Source organism: Arthrobacter tumbae (assembly GCF_016907495.1).
In the GTDB taxonomy this organism is placed as follows: domain Bacteria; phylum Actinomycetota; class Actinomycetes; order Actinomycetales; family Micrococcaceae; genus Arthrobacter_D; species Arthrobacter_D tumbae.
Genome location: NZ_JAFBCC010000001.1, coordinates 223,727 through 240,880, shown reverse-complemented (window position 1 = coordinate 240,880; position 17,154 = coordinate 223,727). Strand labels below are relative to the sequence as shown.

Sequence of the window (17,154 nt, the reverse complement as noted above, 5' to 3'; positions counted from 1 at the left end):
TCCGCAATGCTTCCTACACTGAACTCATCGCATACACGGAGGGAAAGACCAATGGACATTCGCAGGGAACTGACCGACCAGCTTCAGTGGCACTGGCAGAATCACGCGCGGCCACGATTGAACGGTCTGGGTGATGAGGAGTATTTCTGGGAGCCCGTGCCCGGTAGCTGGAGCGTGAGACCGCGGGGATCGGGCACAGCGCCGCTGCAGGTCGGCAGCGGAGCTTATACGATCGACTTCGCCGTTCCTGAACCGGTGCCCGCCCCGGTCACCACGATCGCCTGGCGGTTTGGCCACATCCTGGTCGGCGTGCTGGGAGGGCGGCTGGAGTCCCACTTCGGCGGTGCGCCGGTCAGCTACGAAACGTATGAGTATCCGGGAACAGCCGATGGTGCCCTCGAGCAGTTGGACGGCATGTATGCGCACTGGCACAGCGCTGTATCCTCGCTGTCACCCGTTGGCCTGGAGCGGCCGGTGGGACCTGCCGAAGGCCCGTTCGCGGAAGCTCCCATGGCTGCCCTGATTCAGCACATCAACCGTGAGATGATCCACCATCTTGCCGAGATCGCGCTGCTGCGTGACCTCTGGGCACACGGGCCCGGCAGGAATGCTACGTCCGCCGCAGCGTCCTGAGCAGCCAGAACGCCCATCCGCCCAGGGCAGCGCAGGCGATAGCGACAAGCACCGGTTGAGTTCCGGCGTCCTGCACGAGCAAGGCGACGGCCGCCGCCGGCTGTACGAGCAACTGAATCTTCCCGGCGCGAACAAGAAACTGCAGCGCCGCTGCGGTGCTCAGATCGGTTCGCCGCGGGATGCCGAGCAACAGGGCGTAGCACACGAAAAGCAGGTGGAGGCCGGCGGCATAGGGGAAGACCGCCCAGGATCCACCCGGAACAATCGCCGCATAGCTGCCTGCGATCAACAGGAGCGATCCAAGCGGCAGCAGGACGACCGGAACCAGCACCGAGGCAGCGAAGAAGGCCAGCGGCACGAGGACCAGGGGAGTGTTCTGCCATAGCGACAGACCGAGAACGGCAGACAGCGCGAAGGCGAAGATCCGCAGCCAGCCCACAGAAAACGAGGGTCCGATGTCCAGTGTTCGGACGGACCCGGCCGGAGGGCGCGTATTCGCGCCGCCCCTCAGGCTGCCCCTCATGCCGGTCCGCCTGCTGCGGACCGGGCGCGTCCGGCCGGCCGTCGCAACGCCGCCAGCCCCGTTTCGAGCGGAAGCTGCCCGGGAATCGAGTCCAGCGCACCGGCCCCATCCATCGATCCTTCGCCGCGGTAGCCAAGAACCGCCATCCCGGACGCCGCCAGGCTGTTCATCACTTCGCGGCGTCGTAGCAGTACAAGACGGGAGGCCCGGCGGCCGGAAGGGGACGCGGCGCTGCCTTCCAGCACAGGAAGAATGTCCACACCGATAACCCTGTGACCTGTCGCCTGCCATGACCGCATGAGCCTCACCGGTTCCTCGTCAGTGAAGGTGCTCACCACGTAGATGAGGGAACCCGCCGGCGCACCCGGATCGCGCAAGGGCCGCTCGGGCCGCCCGGAAGGCGCCATCAGGGCAAGATGAGTGCGGATCAGCTCCAGCTGCCGGCGCCCGCCGGCAGCCCGCACCGGCCAATGCCTGCCGGATAGATCGTTGAGCCCTACCCGGTCACCGGCGGCGAGATAGGACGCAGCGAGCAGTGTGGCTGCTTCCCGGGCGAGGTGGAGCGAGCTGAGTTCGCTCACGGGCCCGGTGCGCAGCGGGAACCAGGCGTGCAGACGCGCAGGATAGTCGTGTGCCGTATCCAGAACGAGGTGGACGCCTGCTTCGGAGCGTGCATAGGAACGGCGCACGTAAAGGCGATCTTCGTTCGCGGACTGTCGGGCGGTTGCCCGCCAGTCAATGCGTCGCAGCTGGTCCCCGGAGCGGAACTCGTCGATACTCCGAAGCTCCCCGCCGTCCCCCGTGTTTCGCGAGGTGTGCTCACCGGTGTGCCCCCGCAGGCGATGCGGCAATGGAAGCAGCCTGGCTTCACGGATCCCCGGCAGGACGGTCAACCGAACAGGCTCGAGTTCCCGGGCCTCCTGGCGCATGACACCGTCCAGGGTCAGCACGGCTGCACCGACCGCAAGCACCCTCGTCCGCCCGGAACGTGGAACCGGAACCGAAACCGCGAACGGACCGCCGACAAGCGTAAGCGCGGAAACAGCCGGCCGCCCCGGAGCGCCCGCCTGGATCAGGGCAATTCCGCCCGGACCGTCGGAGGCCACGCGGAAGCTGCGGTGTCCGTCGTCGGACTCCACGGGGTCCGCCTCGATCCCGAATGTCACCGGATCCGTGCCGGTCGAAGATTCAGCGCGCCCATCGGCTGCCCGACGGAGTGCGCTCCACCCCGAGGCGGCGGCGAAAGCGAGTGGAAGACCAAGCACGACGACGTCGGGCCGGCCCACGAACAGCCCGACGACGAGACACACCATCATGGTGATCGAGGCGAGGCTCCACTGTCCGCCAGGGCGAAAGCCGTCCCTACCGCTCATGGGCTGACGCGGTGGTCGGGGTGGACACCCTGTTCACCACCTGTGCGACGACGTCCGCTGCCCGTATCCCGCGCGCCCAGGAACCCGGGGTCAGGGTCAAGCGGTGCGCGAGTACGGGTGTGGTCCCCAGCTTGATGTCCTCGGGAAGGACAAATGCCCGGCCGTCCATCAGTGCCAGCGCACGCCCGAGCAGGACCAGCGCCTGCGAACCCCGAGGGGAGGCGCCGACATCGACGGCGTCATGCGAGCGGGTCGCGGCAGTGAGCCGCACCGCGTAGTCCACGACGTCGGGATCCACCTCGACGCGGTTGACCGCCCGTCGAAGCTCCAGGAGTTCGCCCGGTTCCAGGACGATACGCACTGCGGTCACCTCCGTACCCCGGTCGAGGCGACGGCGAATGATGTCCTGCTCGGCCGTTGGTTCCGGATAGCCGACATCGACGCGGATGAGGAACCGGTCCAGCTGCGCCTCGGGCAGCGGATAGGTGCCCTCGAATTCAATCGGGTTCGCTGTGGCGAACACGTGGAAGGGCTGATCGAGGACAAGCGTCCGTCCCTCGACCGAGACCTGCGCTTCGGCCATGGCTTCCAGCAGGGCGGACTGCGTCTTGGGCGAGGTACGGTTGATTTCGTCCGCCAACAGGAGATTGGTGAAGACGGGGCCCGGCACAAATTCGAAGCGACGTTCCGCCGGATCGAAGATGGAGGAGCCGGTGACGTCGGAGGGCAGCAGGTCCGGTGTGCACTGCAACCGTCGGAAGCCCAGTCCCAAAGCCTGCGCCATGGTCTTTGCGGCCAGCGTCTTGCCGAGTCCGGGAAGGTCCTCGAACAGGACGTGTCCACCGGCCAGGACTGCCCCGAGGGCCAGTTTGAGGGTGGCGTCCACGCCGACCACCACTGTTCCGATCTCGCTCAGGACGTCGCCGCAGCGTGCGGCGGCTTGCTCCGGTGTCAGGCTTCGCGTCATTGGGAATCCTTCGGTGGTGGGGATAGCCGGCGGTGGCCGGGCAGTACGTCCGGTTCCGCCCGGACCAGCTGTTCCAGCTGATCCATCGCGGCGTCGAACACGCCTGCGTCAACCACGGCTGACGGGTCAATTCCCCGCCGGGCAGCGAGGAGGGTTGCAAGCGGTCCTTCAATAGTGAGGGGGTTTATCCGCCGCGATTCAAGCGCGGCGGCAGCGAGGTCGGCCAGTTGGTTGACTGCGCGTATTCCCACGCCGGACTGGGAGCCGGACAGCGAGAACTCAAGGGCCTGTACCTCGGCCAGCCCCCTGGACCGTGGCGGCGTGCTCAAAGCAGGCAGGCGGTCGGCGTCGAGATTGTCAAGGATTCCGTTCACCACCCCGGCTGTGAATGCCGCTGTCACCAGGACGACGGCGTGCGCAGGATCGAGGCGGAGGAAGAGTGCGGACGCGAGGGCGAGTACCACCAGCAGAGCCGTTACCCGCCACTGTCCCGCGGTCACGGGTGGTCCGTCCGGGCCGAAGGGCGGGTGATTGCCGGGCCAGGATGGTGAGCTGCCGGCTCGTGCAGACTGACGGCCGCACTGATGGCACCGAGGCTCGTCCGTGCGCTTGCAAGGTCTTCTTCAGTCATCCGGCCGCTGGTGCCTGCGCCGAACCGCGCGCGGTCATAGAGTCGTTGAAGGACAGCGATATCGCTTGCCCGCGCATTGAATGCAGCGAGTACACGTCCGGCATATTCCGCCGTCGTTTCCTGGCGAACTCGCGGGAGGCCTGCAGCCGACGTTGCGCGCTCAAGGGCGAGCCAGCAGGCAACGATCGCGTTCCTTGAATCGGCTGGTCCATGCAGTTCTGCTTCGGCGAGCGCGAGACCGTCGAAGACGCCCCCGCGGCCAGCTTCCGGGCTCCCGGCAGCGCTGGAATCATCCACGTAATCAACCTGGTGGGCGTACGGCAGCCTCTCGCGGCGAAGGGATGCAAGGAAGGAAACGAGGTAGAAGGTGCAGGCGAGCAGAACGATCGTGAAAATCACAATAGGCAGCGAGGAACGCGTTGCATCGGGAAGTTCCCGCGACTCGTCCTGTCCAGAATCCGTGTTGGAGGGGGTGGGCTCAGCGGTGGGAAGGAGGGCGCCGTTGTTCAGCTCCAGCTCCGGTGCCACGGCGGTGAGCGGTCCAACGAAGCCGGCCGCAACCACGACAAGCAGCAGGGTCAGGACGCCGAAAAACAGGAGCGGATCGGCGCGCACGGCACGGGGTCTGCGCACCTGCATCAAGGCCTCCCGCGTCGTTCGTCCGTGGGATCAGTCTAGGCGGTGCGATGGAGTCCGCCGAGCCCGGCGGATGCGAAAAAGTGCCCTCGATAGGATTCGAACCTACGACCTTCTGCTCCGGAGGCAGACGCTCTATCCCCTGAGCTACGAGGGCACGGCCAGCCGGCGTTAACCAGCGGTCGAAAGGGACTTATGAAGCTTAGCAGGGAAAAGTTGGCGGAACGAAACCCCTGCGGGCGCTGCTCAGCAAAGCCCTAGTAGCCGAGGAATGCGTCGGTTCGGATGGACTTCCCGCCGGCGTCGCGAATGACGGGTTTGGCCCGTGCGAGGTTGGCCGGCGAACCCGACAGATAGACGCGCCGCCGGCCAACGTCCGGAACCGAGGAGCGCAGTTCCCCGGCGCTGGGGAAGCTTCCACCGCCGTGGGTCCAGGCAGCAGGCAGCTGTCCCGGATCGCCGGGACAGAACAGGATCACCCGGAAGTTCGCCAGTTCCTCGACGTAGCCCAGCTCGCTCGGTGCGCTCACAACGTAGACAAGGACGATGTCGCGTTCTGCTCCTGCCGCCGAGCGCAGCTGGCTGAGGAACGGCGTGACACCGATTCCTCCGGCGAACAGCATCAGCGGCACTGACGGATCGGCAGGGAGGAGGAAGTCGCCCGCCACACTCGTCGCATCGACCGGAGCACCTGGCCGCAGGTTCAGGAGAGCCGCCTTGAAGGAGCTGGGCGGATCCGAGAGGCGCAGGCCAAAACGGACCGTGCCGTCGTCGGGCGCTGAACTGATGCTGAAGATGCGGCGAAGGCCGCGCCGGTCCGCCCGCGCATGCGGCAGGGTGAGCTCCATGTACTGGCCTGGTTCGAACCGCACGGGCGCCTCCGGAGTGAAGGAGACCTCCGCGCTGGTCGGGGTCAGCTGCCGTGATCCCACAAAACGCAGGCGGATGCGCCGCCGCTGGCCCATGCCGAAAGCCACCACATTCCCGATCAGCAGGGCGTACTCCGGTCCGAGGAACACCGGCGGAATACTGATCTGCAGTGCCAGCACTACGGCGACGACGGCGGCAACCAGCAGCTGCTGCCAGCGCCGGGGCGGGAGGGTCAGCGGCTCAGTCAGCATGAAACCGAGCAGGAAAAGGACGGGGTACGACACAAAGACGAGCTGCAGGGCAGCGATAGGATCCGTGCCGCCGGCCGCGAGGCGCACCACCAGGATCCCGACGGCGAGGACAAGGAAGACGGCTCCCATGGAAAGTTTCCGCGTCCGGTACAGGATCAGGATGGTGCAGATGAGCACGAGAGGCAGCATGGCGGGATTGGCTGCCCACCACGCGGCTGCGCCGAGGCCCAGCAGCGTCACCGCTGCTGCTCCGAACGCGGCCGGATTGAAGATGTGCCGGCCGCGGACGGCGATCAGGTACTTCGAAGCGGCCGCCAGAAGGCCCGCCAGCGCAATCCCGCCCACACCGGCGGCGTCGTCCGAGGGAAACATCACGAAAAAGAGCAGCAGGCCGGTGATGAGTGAGGATTCCGTATGCGGGCGCGTCCGGAGCATCATCGCCATGACGCGCGTGCCACCCCAGGAGGCGATAACGGCGGTAGCCAGCGTCGCGCCGAGCTCCGCCGGGGTAAAGGCAAGGAGCCCAAGGCCGGACAGGACAAACGCGTACGCCGTCAGAATCAGCAGCAGAATCAGTACGAGCCGGTACATTGTGGCGCGGCCAAGGAACGTGTCGAGTTTGGTGAGCCACTTCGGCTGTCCGACCATCTAGAACAACGCTCCTGTCAGGAATGATGAATACTGTGCGCGTCCCTCGGAGCTGATCCGGACGTAGTCGAAGTCGAACTCGGCCAGCAGCACGTCGGGCGGAACAAGGAAAAGGGCAGTGGCGAGAGCGTCCGCAACCATTGCGTCGTCGGCCAGTACCCAGCTAGCCACCACTGTATCCACGCATCGTCCGGTTGTGGCATCCAGGACGTGGTGCAGGCCGTCCGCCCAGCGGCGCCGGTTGGAGGCGGATGCGCACAGCGCCCGGTCCTGAAGGTCCACCACCCCGATCGCCGAATCAGCGGCGTACGGGTGCTCGAGGGCGACCCGCAGCGGTGTGGGCCCGCGGTGCAGCATGTCCCCGCCCGCGTCAACCGTGTGCTCCGGGTAGCCGGCGTCCCGCAGTGCCGCGGACACGAGGTCAACGAGCTGTCCTTTGCCGGCTGCTCCGACATCCAGGGTCACCGGATGCTCGGACCGGATCGTGGTTCCGCTCCACTCGAACGTCCCGTCCCAGACAGCGGCAGGCACAGGGCCGCCGTGCGGCATGAAGGAATATCCGGCGTCGTACCCCAGCTGTTCAAGGGACCGCCCCACCAGGGGAGACATCGCCCCGTCCGTCAGCCGGTAGAGCTTCCGGTAGAGGTCACCCAGCGCCTCACCGGACGGCGGAAGGGTAACGCTGCCGCCGCCGGCGAGCGAAGAAATGACCGAGTCGGGACGAAAACGGGAGTAGACGGCGTCGTACTGTTCTATGACCAGGACGACGGCGGCGCGGGCCTCCGCTGACAACTCCGTCGCGGTATCGATGTGCCAGGCCGTGCCGATGGCGTCGAAGCTGAACCGTTGCAGTTGGCCCGCGGGGCTCACTGTGAGGCTTCGCCCATAATCTGCTCGACGGCGTTCCGAAAGCCGGCGCTGGTCAGCGACGAACCGGACACCTTGTCAACGTTCAGCTCACTGAGGGGCGTTCCAACGATCTGTTCTGCAATGCCGCTGCTGAACTTGCCCTGGTAGAGCTCGGTGGTGGGATTGCTCGGCATCGGCTCGGTCTGCACGTCGCTGACACTGCCCGATTCAAGCGTGACCGTCACCCCGATTTCCTCTTCGCCGCCGGGCGTTTGATAGGACCCGGTGGCGGAGTACGTTCCGTCCGCGTAGTCGCCGGACCCGGAAACCCCAGCGTCCGGCTCAGCTGCATTGGCGGCATCCCCACCGGCGCCGGGCGACGGCGTGGGGCCGGCAGCACAGGCTGCAGAGCCCAGGAGGGAAACGGCCGCCAGCCCCGTCAGGGCCCAGCGCTGGTAAGGCTTCTTCACGGCGGGGGTCACAGAATCTCCTTGGTCTCAGACGCAGCTGGGGCCGGTCTACGCTTTTGTACAACGCTAGCGAACCTGATTCGGTTCAGCGCGGTCCTCCGGATGGGCGGCGCTGCCGATGATCCCGGATAAGGCGTCCGTCACAGAACCCGGGGGATTGGACCCGCGCCGTTATGCTGGATGAGTGACTCCCGAAGAACTCTCCTCCGCAATCTCCTCATGCCTGAAAGACGCCGTCGCTGCCGGTGAGATCGACGTGGAGCTGCCCTCAGAGGTGCGGGTTGAGCGGCCCAAGAGCCGCGAGCACGGGGACTGGGCCACCAATATCGCGCTGCAGCTGTCGAAGAAGGCTGGAATGAATCCGCGCGCGTTCGCGGAACTCCTCAAGGGCCGGCTGGAGGCGCTCGACGGCGTTGCCTCCGTGGAGATCGCGGGTCCGGGCTTCCTCAACATCCGGGTGGATGCCGCCGCTGCCGGGGAATTGGCACGCAGCATCGTTGAAGCCGGCCCGGCATACGGCACCAACGCGGCGCTCGCAGGCCACGTGATCAACATGGAGTTCGTTTCTGCGAACCCCACCGGACCGCTGCATCTGGCGCACACCCGCTGGGCTGCCCTCGGTGACTCCCTTGCGCGCGTGCTCATCGCGAGCGGTGCGGAGGTCACCAAGGAGTACTACATCAATGATGCCGGTACCCAGATGAACAACTTCGCCGCGTCCGTGCTGGCTTCCGTCAAGGGCCGGCCGACGCCGGAGGGCGGCTACCCGGGCGAGTACATTGCCGACCTCGGACGCACCGTGCTCGCTGAGCGCCCCGACGCCGCGGACCTGCCCGACGACGAAGCGCTGCCTGCGATTCGGGACATCGCCTACCGCGCACAGATGGATGACATCAAGGAGACCCTGGCGGCCTTCCGAGTCCATTTCGACGTCTACTTCTCCGAAACCGGCCTGCATTCCGGCGGCGCTGTGGAGCAGGCGGTGGACCGGTTGCGCGGGCAGGGCCACGTGTTTGACGACGGCGGTGCGGTCTGGTTGCGCACCACCGATTTTGGTGATGACAAGGACCGCGTCCTGATCCGCGCCAACGGCGAGCCAACCTACTTCGCCTCGGATGCCGCGTACTACCTCTCGAAGAAGGACCGCGGGTTCACCGAGAAGATCTACCTGCTCGGTGCCGACCACCACGGCTACATCGGCCGACTGAAGGCCATCGCCGCCTGCGCCGGAGATGACATGGAGGCCAACATCGAGGTGCTCATCGGGCAGATGGTTTCCGTGAACGGTGCCCGGCTCTCCAAGCGCGCCGGCAACATCATCGAACTCCGCGATCTCCTCGACTGGCTGGGAGCGGACGCGCTGCGATACTCGCTCGGCCGGTCTCCCGCTGATTCAGCCATGTCCCTGGATCCGGAGCTGCTGAAGAAGAACACCAACGAAAACCCGGTGTTCTACGTGCAGTACGCCCACGCCCGCACCTGCGCAGTGGCACGCAACGCTGCCGCCGCCGGCGTTGACCGCTCGGCGTTCGACGCCGGTGCCCTCGACCAGCCGGCGGACAGTGAGCTGCTCGCCCACCTCGGTTCATATCCCTCAGTTGTCGCACAGGCCGCCAAGTTCCGTGAGCCGCACCGGGTTGCACGGCACCTTGAAGTCATCGCCGGTGCGTACCACCGCTGGTATGACGCCTGCCGCGTGACGCCTTTGGGCGATGAGCCGGTCACCGACACCAACCGCACCAGGCTCTGGCTGAACGACGCCGTGACCCAGGTGCTCGCCAACGGCCTCGATCTGCTGGGCGTCTCCGCGCCGGAACGGATGTAGCGTGCCTGCCTCACCCCTGGCTCCCGACTGGCTCTCCTACCCGGGGGACGCCAACGAGCTCAACCCCGCACTGTGGGCATCAACGGTCACGAGAACGCGAAGCGGCGTCCTGTCGGTGGACGGTGTCCCGGTGACCGAACTCGCTGAGAAGTTCGGGACGCCTGTGTACGTGGTATCGGAGACAGATTTCCGCACCCGCGCACGGAACTTCCGGGACGCGTTCAACGCTGCGTTCCGCGACCTGTGCGGGGGAGTGGACGTCTACTACGCGGGCAAGTCGTTCCTCTGCTCGGAGGTGGCCCACTGGGTATCGGAGGAAGGGCTGCGCCTGGACACCGCGTCCGGCGGAGAACTGGCGGTCGCAGTACGCGCGGGCCTCAAGGGCCGCCAACTTGCGCTCCACGGCAACAACAAGTCCGACGTTGAGCTGAACCGTGCGCTCGATCTCGAGGTCGGCCGCATCGTGGTGGACAGCCTCGATGAGCTGCAGCGGGTGGGCGCGCTCGCCCAGGCCCGGGGCGCGACCGCCAACGTCATGCTCCGGCTGACTCCCGGCGTGCACGCACACACGCATGAATTCATCGCCACCGCGCACGAAGACCAGAAGTTCGGACTGTCGTTGGCGCCGTCGTCGTCGGGCAAGGAATCACCAGCGGCGCAGGCCGTGGCCGCGGCGTTGGATCACCCCTGCATCCGCCTGGTCGGGGTGCACAGCCATATCGGGTCACAGATTTTCGAGTCCGCCGGGTTCGAGTTGGCTGCGCGCCGCCTCCTGGGCTTCCTCGCCGAGGTCCGGGACCGCCACGGCGTCGAGCTGAAGGAACTCGACCTTGGAGGCGGCTACGGCATCGCCTACACCGAAGAGGACACCCCGCGCTCGCCCGCCGTGATCGCCCAAGCGATGGCCGCCGTCGTCGGTGAGGCGTGCGCTGCGCACGGTCTGCGGGCACCCCGGATCTCGATCGAGCCCGGCCGTGCCATTGCCGGACCAAGCACTTTCACGCTGTATACCGCAGGCACCACCAAGACAGTCCAGGTGGATGCCGACGGCGCCTCCCATCCCCGCCGCTACGTCTCCGTTGACGGCGGAATGAGCGACAACGCGCGCCCTGTGCTGTACGACGCCGACTACTCGGCTGTAGTTGCGTCGCGCACCTCTGCGGCGGAACCAGTGCTCTCGCGGGTGGTCGGGAAACACTGCGAGAGCGGTGACATCGTGGTGCGCAGCGTCTACCTGCCCGGGGACACCACGCATGGCGACCTCCTTGCTGTGCCGGGAACGGGCGCCTACTGCTGGTCGCTGGCCAGCAACTACAACTACCTCACCCGCCCGCCCGTGGTTGCGGTGAAGGACGGCGAAGCACGCATCATTGTGCGCGGCGAAACCGAAGAAGACCTCCTCTCGCGCGACGTCTTACGCGGGACGGAAAACGACCGAGCAACTCTGGAAGCAGGAGCCTGATCGATTTGATGAATGCCCCCCAAACCACCGTTTCCGACGGCACGCTGCGTGTGGCCCTGTTGGGCTGCGGAAACGTCGGTTCGCAGGTTGCGCGGATCCTCCTTGAGGACGCGGACAACCTGGCTGCCCGTACCGGTGCGCGCCTGGAGCTCACCGGTATTGCGGTTCGAACCATCGACGCACCCCGTGAGGCGGAGCTTCCCCGGGAGCTGTTCACCACCGATGCGGAATCCCTGGTGGAGCGTGCGGACATCGTCATTGAGCTCATGGGCGGGATCGAGCCGGCCCGCAGCCTGATCCTGCGTGCGATCGACCATGGAGCCACCGTGGTCAGCGGCAACAAGGCCCTGCTCGCCCAGGATGGGCCCACCCTCTACGAGCGCGCGGATGCCGCGCACGTCCAGCTGTCCTACGAGGCCGCCGTCGCCGGGGCCATTCCCATTCTCCGCCCCATCCGCGACAGCCTGTCGGGAGACCGGATCACGCGCGTCCTCGGTATCGTCAACGGGACCACGAACTACATCCTCGACCAGATGGACTCCACCGGTGCGCAGTTCGCCGACGCGCTGGCAGACGCGCAGCGCCTCGGCTACGCGGAAGCCGATCCCACGGCGGACATCGAGGGACATGACGCTGCAGCCAAGGCGGCCATCCTCGCCTCCCTGTCCTTCCACACGCGCTTCGCGCTGGAGAACGTGCACTGCCAGGGCATCACCTCGGTCTCGGCGGAGGACATCTCCGCGGCCAAGGACGCCGGCTACGTCATCAAGCTGCTTGCCATCGCGGAGCTGCTGAAGGATGAAGCGGGCGACGACGGCGTCAGCGTCCGCGTGCACCCCACCCTCCTGCCGCGTGAGCATCCGCTCGCCGCTGTTCGCGGAGCGTTCAACGCGGTCTTCGTCGAAGCAGAGAGCGCCGGGGAGCTCATGTTCTACGGACAGGGAGCCGGCGGAACACCGACCGCCTCCGCCGTCCTCGGAGATGTGGTGAGCGCTGCCCGGCGCATGGTGCTCGGCGGTCCGGGGCGCACCGAAACAACGACGGGCCATGTCCCTGCCCTGAGCATCGACATGGTGAACACGAGCTATTACATCGGGCTCGACGTGGCGGACCAGCCCGGCGTGCTCGCTCGGATCGCACAGCTCTTCGCCGAGCATGGAGTCTCGATCGAGACCATGCGGCAGACCATCCACCCGGCAGAAGATGGCGGTGTGGCCAGCGCTGAGCTGCGTATCGTCACCCACCGGGCAGCCGAATCGGCGCTCGCAACAACTGTGAAACATATCCAGGATCTGGACGTCATCAATGCGGTGACGTCAGTTCTCCGAGTAGAGGGACTCTGATGGCTCACCAATGGCGCGGGGTTATCCGCGAGTACGCTGACCGGTTGCCGGTGACGGGGTCCACGCGCGTGATCACGCTCGGCGAGGGCGGAACACCCTTGGTGCCTGCACCGGCGCTGTCCGAACTGACCGGTTGCAGCGTGTACCTGAAGGTCGAGGGGATGAACCCCACCGGCTCCTTCAAGGACCGCGGCATGACCATGGCCATCACCGCGGCTGTCGAGGCCGGGGCGAAGGCCGTCGTGTGTGCCTCCACGGGCAACACCTCGGCGTCCGCCGCAGCTTATGCAACCCAGGCGGGCCTGACCTGCGCGGTACTGGTGCCGGACGGCAAAATCGCCATGGGCAAGCTCAGCCAGGCCATAGCCCACGGTGCGGAGCTGCTGCAGGTGCACGGCAACTTCGACAACTGCCTTGAGGTGGCCCGGAAGCTGGCGGAGTCCTACCCGGTATTCCTCGTCAATTCAGTGAACCCGGCCCGCATCGAGGGCCAGAAGACGGCCGCCTTCGAGGTTGTTGATTCCCTGGGCGACGCCCCCGACTATCACTTGCTTCCGGTGGGCAATGCAGGAAACATCACGGCTTACTGGAAGGGCTACAAGGAGTACTCACAGCCCTATACCTCGCTCAGCGCCGGTGAATTGCCTGCGGTATCGACTCGAACCCCGGTCATGTGGGGCTTCCAGGCCGAGGGCGCATCGCCGCTGGTGAAGGGCTACCCCGTGACTGAGCCGGACACGATCGCCACCGCCATCCGCATCGGCAATCCGGCGTCCTGGGATCAGGCTATCGCCGCGCGGGATGAATCGGGCGGGCTCATCGAGGCGGTGACGGACGAGGAGATCCTCGAAGCGCACCGCTGGCTCTCGTCCCGCGAGGGAGTCTTCGTGGAACCGGCGTCGGCCGCGGGCGTTGCGGGTCTGATCAAGAAGCACGCAGCCGGAGACGTTCCCGAAGGCAAGACCATCGTCATCACGGTCACGGGGCATGGTCTCAAGGACCCGCAGTGGGCGCTCAAGGCGGCCGACGGGTCCGATGTCGAGCCCACCAAGGTGGAGTTCGACGTCGTCAGCGTTGCAGGTGCGCTGGGCCTGGCGGACTCTCATGCAAGCCAGCCGGCAAATGCCTAGCGGAGCGCCGGCCATGACTGCAGCGGCCGTGGTGGCGTCCGGGCAGGAGGTGTCGGTTGAAGTTCCGGCAACCAGCGCCAACCTCGGCCCCGGTTTTGACAGCCTTGGCCTGGCCGTGACGCTCTACGACTCCATCCAGGTCCGGACCACCGGTACAGGCACGACAACGGTGACGGTCACCGGCGAGGGGGAAGAGTCCCTGCCGCGGGACGGGACGCACCTTGTTGCAGCAACCATCCTCGGCACACTGGAGCGCGCAGGGTTCGCCAGCCCCGGCCTGGAGATCGAGACGCGGAACGTGATTCCCCACGGCAGGGGGCTCGGGTCTTCGGCGGCGGCAATCGTCTCCTCCGTGCTCGCCGCCAACGCGCTCCTTCCCGAGTCCGCCCGCATGGATGCCCGCGCCGTCCTGCAACTGTGTTCCACGCTCGAAGGGCACCCGGACAATGTGGCACCGGCGCTGCTGGGTTCGCTCGCAGTGTCCTGGGAAACCGGCCGTGCCTACCAGAGCACCATCCTCGCGGTGCACCCTGACGTGGTGCCTGTTGTTGCTATCCCTGCCAGCGAACTGTCAACAGAGGCAGCGCGCGCCCTTCTGCCAGCTTCCGTGCCGCACAACAGTGCGTCGTCGAACGCCGGGCGCGCGGCCCTATTGGTGCATGCCATGACAACGTCACCTGAGTTCCTCTTCGACGGCACCCGGGACCTGCTGCACCAGGACTACCGCGCCCAGGCCATGCTGCACAGCGCCACGTTGATGCGCTCACTGCGATCCGAGGGCTTCGCCTCAGTAATCTCCGGCGCCGGGCCCACAGTAATGACACTCGCCGTCGGGGAGGACCAGGCCGCAACGGTCATCGCGGCGGTGCAGCGCATCGTCGCCGGCACGAATGAGGGTAGTGACTGGCGTGTTCTTAGGCTGAACGTGGACACAGAAGGTGCTAAAGTGAAGGTGCACCAACGGTAATTGCCTGCTTGAATCGTTGACGTTCATCACTCACCGATCTTACGAAGACAATTCCGAATTCAGATGTGCTTCTGTTGATCTGGCCGTCATCTTCTGTGACCGTCGTGAAACTGCCTGTGTGTCAGCAGTGGCTCAATCTCAGGTGTACCTCCCAGAACCTGATGCGGCAGTACGTCACATCGTGACTGCTACGCACTGGGCCTTGAGGTCTCCAGCACGCTCGGCCACGCCGGAGAGCATCCGGCCAGCACCGAACCTTAGCTTCCAACTCTCTCGACTTGGCGGCGGGCAAACCAAAACCGCGATTCACATCAGAGATGGATCGCCCGACGAGGGGGAAGGAATCCTTCGTGACTCAAACCACTGACCTGCCGACAGGCGTGGATACCCAAGCCGCCGAAACAAACGGCGCACCAGCTTCCAAGAGTTCCGGGCTTGCCGGACTGAAGCTCGCCCAACTGCAGGCTCTTGCCGGTCAGCTTGGCATCACCGTAGGTTCGCGGATGCGCAAGGGCGACCTCGTGGCCGCAATCTCCGACCACCAGCGCGGCTCGGCAGTGGCAGACCGCCCCAAGGCGACGTCTGCACAGGCTCCGGCCCAGGAAAACGCACGTTCCAACGCTTCGTCCGGCAGCGCTTCTGCGCAGAACGGCGCCGGTGCTCCGGAGCAGGAACAGGCAGCTGAGCCTGCCGAGCGGCCCTCGCGCACCCGCAACCGTAATAGGCGAGCCGGGAGCGACGGCGTCGTAAAGACCGACCAGACCGCCGCTGACAGTGCGCAGGGCGGCCAGGCTGCGGGCGCCGCGGCTGAGTCCGAAGGCGGACCGGCCCAGGAAACTTCCGGTGCTGAAGCGGAAACCCCGGATCGCGGCCGCCGCAGCCGTGACGGGCGCCGCGGACGCCGCGCCGAGTCCGATGCCCAGGGCAGTGCGCAAGCCCCTGAGGCCGAGGGTGCCGAGCAGGGTGCCCAGCAGAATAGTGAGAGCACGGACGGTGCGGATACCCAAGGCGAGCGGCGCAATGATCGCCGCGACCGTAACCGGGACCGCAATGAGCGACGCTCCAATGACGAGCGCCGTTCAAACGACGACACCCGCGATAACCAAAACGAACGCGATAACCGCAATGACCGTGGGGACCGTGACAACCGGAATGACCGCGACAACCGTGGGGACCGTGACAACCGCGACAATCGCGGCGACCGCGACAACCGGAATGACCGCGGAGACCGCGACGACGGCAACAGCCGCAACCGGCGCAACCGCAACCGCAACAACCGCGAGGACGACCGCAACAACCGGTTCCGCGACCGCAACGAGCGCCGTCGTGGACGCAACCAGAACCCGGACGTCGACGACGTCGAGGTCACCGATGACGATGTCCTGCTGCCTGTTGCGGGCATCCTGGACGTCCTCGAGAACTACGCGTTCGTCCGCACCTCCGGGTACCTGCCCGGCGTCAACGACGTTTACGTTTCGCTGGCACAGGTCAAGAAATACGGGCTGCGCAAGGGCGACGCCGTAGTCGGCGCCATCCGTGCGCCGCGCGAGGGTGAGAACCAGAGCAGCACCCGCCAGAAGTTCAACGCGCTGGTCCGTTTGACCTCCATCAACGGGAAGAACCCGGAAGAGCTGAAGGACCGCGTGGACTTCGCGAAGCTCGTTCCGCTCTACCCCTCCGAGCGCCTGCGCCTCGAGACCGAGCCCAAGAAGATCGGCCCCCGCGTCATCGACCTGGTAGCGCCGATCGGCAAGGGCCAGCGTGGACTCATCGTGTCGCCTCCGAAGGCCGGCAAGACCTTGATCCTGCAGGCTATTGCCAATGCCATCACGGTGAACAACCCGGAGGTGCACCTCATGATGGTCCTCGTGGACGAACGTCCCGAGGAAGTCACCGACATGCAGCGCACCGTCAAGGGTGAGGTCATCGCCTCCACCTTCGATCGCCCGGCTGATGACCACACGACTGTTGCCGAACTCTCGATCGAGCGGGCCAAGCGCCTCGTCGAAATGGGAATGGACGTCGTCGTACTCCTTGACTCGATGACCCGCCTGGGACGCGCCTACAACCTGGCAGCACCTGCCTCGGGCCGTATCCTCTCCGGTGGCGTCGACTCGGCGGCCCTGTACCCGCCGAAGCGCTTCTTCGGTGCAGCCCGCAACATCGAGAACGGCGGCTCGCTGACCATTCTTGCCACGGCGCTGGTTGAGACCGGTTCGAAGATGGACGAAGTGATCTTCGAAGAGTTCAAGGGCACCGGCAATATGGAACTGCGCCTGTCCCGCAACCTTGCGGACAAGCGAATCTTCCCCGCGGTCGATGTGAACGCATCGGGCACCCGCCGCGAGGAGAACCTGCTCTCGCCCGACGAGGTCAAGATCATGTGGAAGCTCCGCCGGGTCCTTTCCGGGCTGGAGCAGCAGCAAGCACTCGAGCTGCTTACCAACAAGATCCGGGAGACGCAGTCGAACGTCGAGTTCCTCATGCAGGTCCAAAAGACCACGCTTGGATCAAAAAGCGACAACGATTAGCTAAGTAGCCGTTCGGGACATGCCGGCCAGGCATGTCCCGAACGG

15 protein-coding genes and 1 tRNA gene are annotated in these 17,154 nt (G+C 66.1%); 7 read left to right on the top strand and 9 right to left on the bottom strand.

Annotated elements, in window-relative coordinates:
* Positions 1-51 precede the first annotated feature (51 nt).
* Complete coding sequence (locus tag JOD47_RS01140; RefSeq protein ID WP_204531213.1) at positions 52-633, top strand: DinB family protein; 582 nt, start codon at positions 52-54, stop codon at positions 631-633.
* Here the strand turns inward: JOD47_RS01140 and JOD47_RS01135 are convergent.
* From JOD47_RS01135 to JOD47_RS01095, 9 genes are all read right to left on the bottom strand, one after another.
* Positions 611-1,156, bottom strand: a complete 546-nt coding sequence (locus JOD47_RS01135) for a hypothetical protein (protein WP_204531212.1) — start codon at positions 1,154-1,156, stop codon at positions 611-613. The two genes, JOD47_RS01140 and JOD47_RS01135, sit on opposite strands and share 23 nt — an antisense overlap.
* Positions 1,153-2,529: a DUF58 domain-containing protein gene (locus JOD47_RS01130; RefSeq protein WP_204531210.1), complete on the bottom strand. Its 1,377-nt coding sequence runs from the start codon at positions 2,527-2,529 to the stop codon at positions 1,153-1,155. Before JOD47_RS01130 ends, JOD47_RS01135 begins: the two co-directional genes overlap by 4 nt.
* Positions 2,519-3,496 (bottom strand): AAA family ATPase, encoded by a 978-nt coding sequence (locus tag JOD47_RS01125; protein WP_204531208.1) that lies wholly within the window; start codon positions 3,494-3,496, stop codon positions 2,519-2,521. Before JOD47_RS01125 ends, JOD47_RS01130 begins: the two co-directional genes overlap by 11 nt.
* Entirely contained in the window at positions 3,493-3,996 is a 504-nt protein-coding gene (locus JOD47_RS01120) for a hypothetical protein (protein WP_204531207.1), read from the bottom strand. The genes JOD47_RS01125 and JOD47_RS01120 overlap by 4 nt, the downstream gene beginning before the upstream one ends.
* Positions 3,993-4,766, bottom strand: a complete 774-nt coding sequence (locus tag JOD47_RS01115) for a DUF4129 domain-containing protein (protein WP_204531206.1) — start codon at positions 4,764-4,766, stop codon at positions 3,993-3,995. The genes JOD47_RS01120 and JOD47_RS01115 overlap by 4 nt, the downstream gene beginning before the upstream one ends.
* A gap of 81 nt (positions 4,767-4,847) precedes the next feature.
* Positions 4,848-4,920: transfer RNA gene (locus JOD47_RS01110), tRNA-Arg, on the bottom strand.
* 100 nt (positions 4,921-5,020) lie between these two features.
* Positions 5,021-6,532 carry an FAD-dependent oxidoreductase gene (locus JOD47_RS01105; RefSeq protein ID WP_204531205.1) on the bottom strand — a complete coding sequence of 504 codons (1,512 nt, stop codon included), beginning with the start codon at positions 6,530-6,532 and terminating at the stop codon, positions 5,021-5,023.
* Positions 6,533-7,402 (bottom strand): FAD:protein FMN transferase, encoded by an 870-nt coding sequence (locus JOD47_RS01100; RefSeq protein ID WP_307836161.1) that lies wholly within the window; start codon positions 7,400-7,402, stop codon positions 6,533-6,535.
* On the bottom strand, positions 7,399-7,863 hold the full coding sequence (locus JOD47_RS01095) for an FMN-binding protein (protein WP_204531204.1): 465 nt from the start codon (positions 7,861-7,863) through the stop codon (positions 7,399-7,401). Before JOD47_RS01095 ends, JOD47_RS01100 begins: the two co-directional genes overlap by 4 nt.
* 172 nt (positions 7,864-8,035) lie before the next feature.
* On the opposite strand from JOD47_RS01095, the gene argS reads away from it, so the two are divergent.
* The 6 genes from argS to rho all read left to right on the top strand — a co-directional run bounded on the left by argS (position 8,036) and on the right by rho (position 17,109).
* Positions 8,036-9,676: an arginine--tRNA ligase gene (gene argS, locus JOD47_RS01090; RefSeq protein WP_204531203.1), complete on the top strand. Its 1,641-nt coding sequence runs from the start codon at positions 8,036-8,038 to the stop codon at positions 9,674-9,676.
* Position 9,677: 1 nt separating this feature from the next.
* Entirely contained in the window at positions 9,678-11,138 is a 1,461-nt protein-coding gene (lysA, locus tag JOD47_RS01085) for a diaminopimelate decarboxylase (protein ID WP_204531201.1), read from the top strand.
* Between the two features lie 8 nt (positions 11,139-11,146).
* Positions 11,147-12,481 (top strand): homoserine dehydrogenase, encoded by a 1,335-nt coding sequence (locus JOD47_RS01080; protein WP_204531200.1) that lies wholly within the window; start codon positions 11,147-11,149, stop codon positions 12,479-12,481.
* Positions 12,481-13,611: a threonine synthase gene (gene thrC, locus JOD47_RS01075; protein WP_204531199.1), complete on the top strand. Its 1,131-nt coding sequence runs from the start codon at positions 12,481-12,483 to the stop codon at positions 13,609-13,611. The genes JOD47_RS01080 and thrC overlap by 1 nt, the downstream gene beginning before the upstream one ends.
* Entirely contained in the window at positions 13,604-14,578 is a 975-nt protein-coding gene (thrB, locus tag JOD47_RS01070; RefSeq protein ID WP_372432777.1) for a homoserine kinase, read from the top strand. Before thrC ends, thrB begins: the two co-directional genes overlap by 8 nt.
* Before the next feature lie 350 nt (positions 14,579-14,928).
* Positions 14,929-17,109, top strand: coding sequence for a transcription termination factor Rho (gene rho, locus JOD47_RS01065; RefSeq protein ID WP_204531197.1), 2,181 nt, complete (start codon positions 14,929-14,931; stop codon positions 17,107-17,109).
* Positions 17,110-17,154: the final 45 nt, after the last annotated feature.